The organism is Streptomyces sp. KR55, assembly GCF_052245645.1.
Classification (GTDB): Bacteria; Actinomycetota; Actinomycetes; order Streptomycetales; family Streptomycetaceae; genus Streptomyces; species Streptomyces flavusporus.
Genome location: NZ_JBQQCE010000736.1, coordinates 1 through 3,119, shown reverse-complemented (window position 1 = coordinate 3,119; position 3,119 = coordinate 1). Strand labels below are relative to the sequence as shown.

Annotated in this window: 4 protein-coding genes; 2 read left to right on the top strand and 2 right to left on the bottom strand. The window is 68.8% G+C overall.

The genetic code is table 11. The annotated features are described in order from the left end of the window. Together ACTWQJ_RS49225 and ACTWQJ_RS49220 are read left to right on the top strand one after the other, a co-directional pair. Positions 1–661: hypothetical protein (locus ACTWQJ_RS49225; protein ID WP_443312863.1), on the top strand; the 661-nt coding region annotated here is incomplete at its 5' end. A 70-nt stretch (positions 662–731) separates the two neighbouring features. Next, positions 732–1,436, top strand: coding sequence for a DUF4232 domain-containing protein (locus tag ACTWQJ_RS49220; RefSeq protein ID WP_443312862.1), 705 nt, complete (start codon positions 732–734; stop codon positions 1,434–1,436). 171 nt (positions 1,437–1,607) lie between these two features. On the opposite strand, the gene ACTWQJ_RS49215 is transcribed toward ACTWQJ_RS49220, so the two are convergent. Beyond that, a complete protein-coding gene (locus ACTWQJ_RS49215) occupies positions 1,608–2,483 on the bottom strand; it encodes an alpha/beta fold hydrolase (RefSeq protein WP_443312861.1) in 876 nt (291 codons plus the stop codon). A 436-nt stretch (positions 2,484–2,919) separates the two neighbouring features. Continuing rightward, a partial coding sequence (locus ACTWQJ_RS49210) for a proprotein convertase P-domain-containing protein (protein ID WP_443311275.1) occupies positions 2,920–3,119 on the bottom strand: 200 nt, incomplete at its 5' end.

The following is a 3,119-nucleotide window of genomic DNA, read 5'->3' as shown; positions in this document are numbered from 1 at the left end:
CTCACCGTTCCTCGGCGGTATCGTCCGCACAGACGACGGGACGCTGTACTTCCTGTACGCCACCGGCAGCAGTGACCTGACCGGCCTGTGGCGCCTGCGCCCCGGCGGCACCCCGGAGCGCATCGCCGCGCTCCCGGCCGACAGCCTGCCCAACGGCCTGGCCCTCGACGAGCGGAGCGGCCTGCTGTACGTGGCCGACTCGGTCCTGGGCACGGTCTGGCGGGTGCCCACCACCGGGGGCACGCCCACCAAGTGGGCTACCGCACCCGAGCTGGAAGCCACCGGGTTCCTGGGAGCCAACGGCATCAAGATCCACAACGGTGCGGCCTGGGTGTCCAACCTGGACAAGGGCACCGTGCTGCGCATCCCGATCACCCGCCACGGCGCCGCCGGTCCCGTCGAGACCCGGGCGACCGACCTCGTCAACATCGACGACTTCGCCTTCACCGGTGCCGACGACACCCTGCTGGCCGCGATCAACGCGGACAACGAGGTCGCCCTGGTCGACCCGGACGGCACCCACACCGTAGTGCTGACCGCCGCCGACGGGCTCGAGAACCCGACCTCCCTCGCCATACAGGGCTCGAGGGCCTACATCGCCAGCGGCGCCTACTTCACCAATACCGACCCCAACCTGCTCACCGCCCGCATCGCCAAGTGACGGCGATGACCTGAAACGCGCCACCCTCATCCCCCGGTGACGGCCATGCGGTCCGTCACCGGGGACGCCCATGACGACCCATACGGCACACCAAGGAAGGTGGAACATGACGCGTCGTAGAGCCATGCCCGCCGCACTCGCCTGCTGCACCGCGCTGGCAGCCGCGCTGACCGGTTGTACGAGCACTGACACAGGCAGCAGCAGCCCGGCTCCGAACAACTCCGGGAACCCGTCGTCGGCCACCCGCACAGGGGACCCCGGCGGTGCCCTTGCCAGGTCGTCCGGCAGACCGACCACGCCCCCGTCTGCAGGCGCCGGGTCGGCAAGGCCATCCGCCACACCGGTTCCGGCGACAAGCCGATGCCATAGCTCCGAGCTGCGGGCATCCATCGGTCCGGACCACCCGGGAGCGGGGCAGGAGAACTTTGCCGTCATCTTGACCAATGGCTCCCACCGCACCTGCACGGTGTACGGCTTCCCGGGCGTGGCGTTCGTGAACAGCACCGGCGAAGCGGTCACACCGGACCCCGAGCGGACCACCGGGCAGGAGGAACGGATCGTGACGCTTGCGCCGGGAGCAAGCGCGTGGTCAGCGCTGGCCTTTACCAATCCGGCGCTCACCGGGGTCACCACCGTGACCCCGGCGGCCGTGCTCGTCACCCCGCCCGACGAGACCACGTCGATCAGAGTCCGCTGGACCGGCGGAAAGGTCTCCAACACGGGCAAGGCGTCCGTTCCCCAAGTGAGTCCCTTCAGGCCCGGCGACGGCGGCTGACCCCCACCGCCCAGCCTGGGGCCCGCACTATTGCGCTCGGCCTCCGCCCACGTCCTGCGCCGCCCTCTGGCTCACCGGGCGCGGCGGCGTGGGGCCTGCCTGCCCTCTACCGTCGGCTCAGGGATGGGTGCCGTCCGGCGCCTCCGTGCGTCCCGAGGTGGACCGGTTGGGTCACCCCTTCCAGTCCGCCAGGAAGTCGAGGAGTTCCCCGTTGACGACATCAGGGCGCTCCTCCTGGCAGAGGTGTCCGCACTGGGGAATGGGCACACCGCGGACGTTTCGGGCCAGCCCCTTCCAGACTTCCAGGACGTCGTAGGCCTGTCCGACGGCGCTGAAGTCCTCGCCCCACATGGTCAGCACCGGGCAGTCGATGAGCTGGTCTGCGTCCTCACGGTCCTGGGCGACGTCCTGGGGCGCCGCGCGGTAGTCCATGCAGGATCCCCGCACCGCACCCGGCTGTTGGTAGGCGCGTACGTAGACGGCGATCTCCTCAGGGGTGAGCATGTCGGGGTTGTACGACCAGCTCCGGTAGAAGTGCGTGAGCCAGATCTCCTCACGGCCGGCGATCAGCGCCTCGGGAAGGTCGGGCACGCCGAGGAAGGTGAAGAACCAGTAACCCTGCCGGGCAAGGTTCACATCGTAGGTATCGGCGATGACCCGGGTGGGGATGTTGTCCATGGCCACGAACCGGTCGATCCGGCCGGGGTGGTCCTTGGCGAACCGGGTGCCGACGCGTACCCCGCGGTCGTGGCCGATCAGGGCGATGCGCTCATGGCCGAGATGGTCCATCAACGCGATCACATCGTTGGCCATCGTCCGCTTGTCGTAGCCGGAGGCGGGCTTGTCCGTGTCACCGTAGCCACGAAGATCCGGCACGATCACAGTGAACCGCTCGGCCAGCACCGGTATCTGCTTCCGCCACCCGTACCAGGTCTCGGGGAAGCCATGCAACAGGTAGACCGGCGGCCCCTGCCCCGCGCTGACCCAGTGCTGCTTGATGCCGTTGAGTTCGGCGGTGTGGTGCGTGATGCCTGTGAGTTCTGCCATGAGTGCCTCGTGGAGTCGAAGGGGGTAGACGAGGCGCCGGTCCGGTCCCGGCGCCGGGTGGCCATGCCGGAACCCGGGGGGTTCCGGCTGCCGCGAAACCGCTCCTGTGGATTGGCACGCTGTTCACGACGTGCACTGACGCCGGAGCGCTGGACGCGCCCCTACCGTCCTCAAGGCGGTCTGTCGCAGGGTCGCGGCCAGGCTAGTGACGCGTTGAGCGGCAGGATTGTTCGTCAGCGCACCATGTGGAACCTGTCAGTGCACCGCTCATCATCCGCCGAAGCATCGCACCGCCGTCTGACGCGAACGCGGCCCGTCGGTCACCAAAGTGCCCGCCCTCTGGAGCCGGTCTCAGTGATCGTCATGGCCGGTCGGAGGCGAAGGCAGCCGCGCTCGTAAATCCCCGAGCGCGGCTGCGTCAGTTGGAGCAGCGGGATCAGAAGGTGAGGCTCCAGCTGTCGAGGTAGCCGGGGTCGACGGTGAAGATGCCGGGGGTGTTGTCCGTGACGCGGAGTTTCCAGGTGCCGTTGGCGGGGAGTGCCGAGGCGTCGACCGTGTAGGTGGCGTGCAGTTCCGTGCCGGTGTCCCAGATGAAGTCCTTCACGAGCAGCACGGTGCCGTCGTCGCTGACCAGGC

Bases quoted from the DNA above. Each gene is read 5' to 3' on its own strand.
- ACTWQJ_RS49220 (WP_443312862.1), top strand. From the start codon at position 732: ATGACGACCCATACGGCACACCAAGGAAGGTGGAACATGACGCGTCGT.
- ACTWQJ_RS49215 (WP_443312861.1), bottom strand. From the start codon at position 2,483: ATGGCAGAACTCACAGGCATCACGCACCACACCGCCGAACTCAACGGC.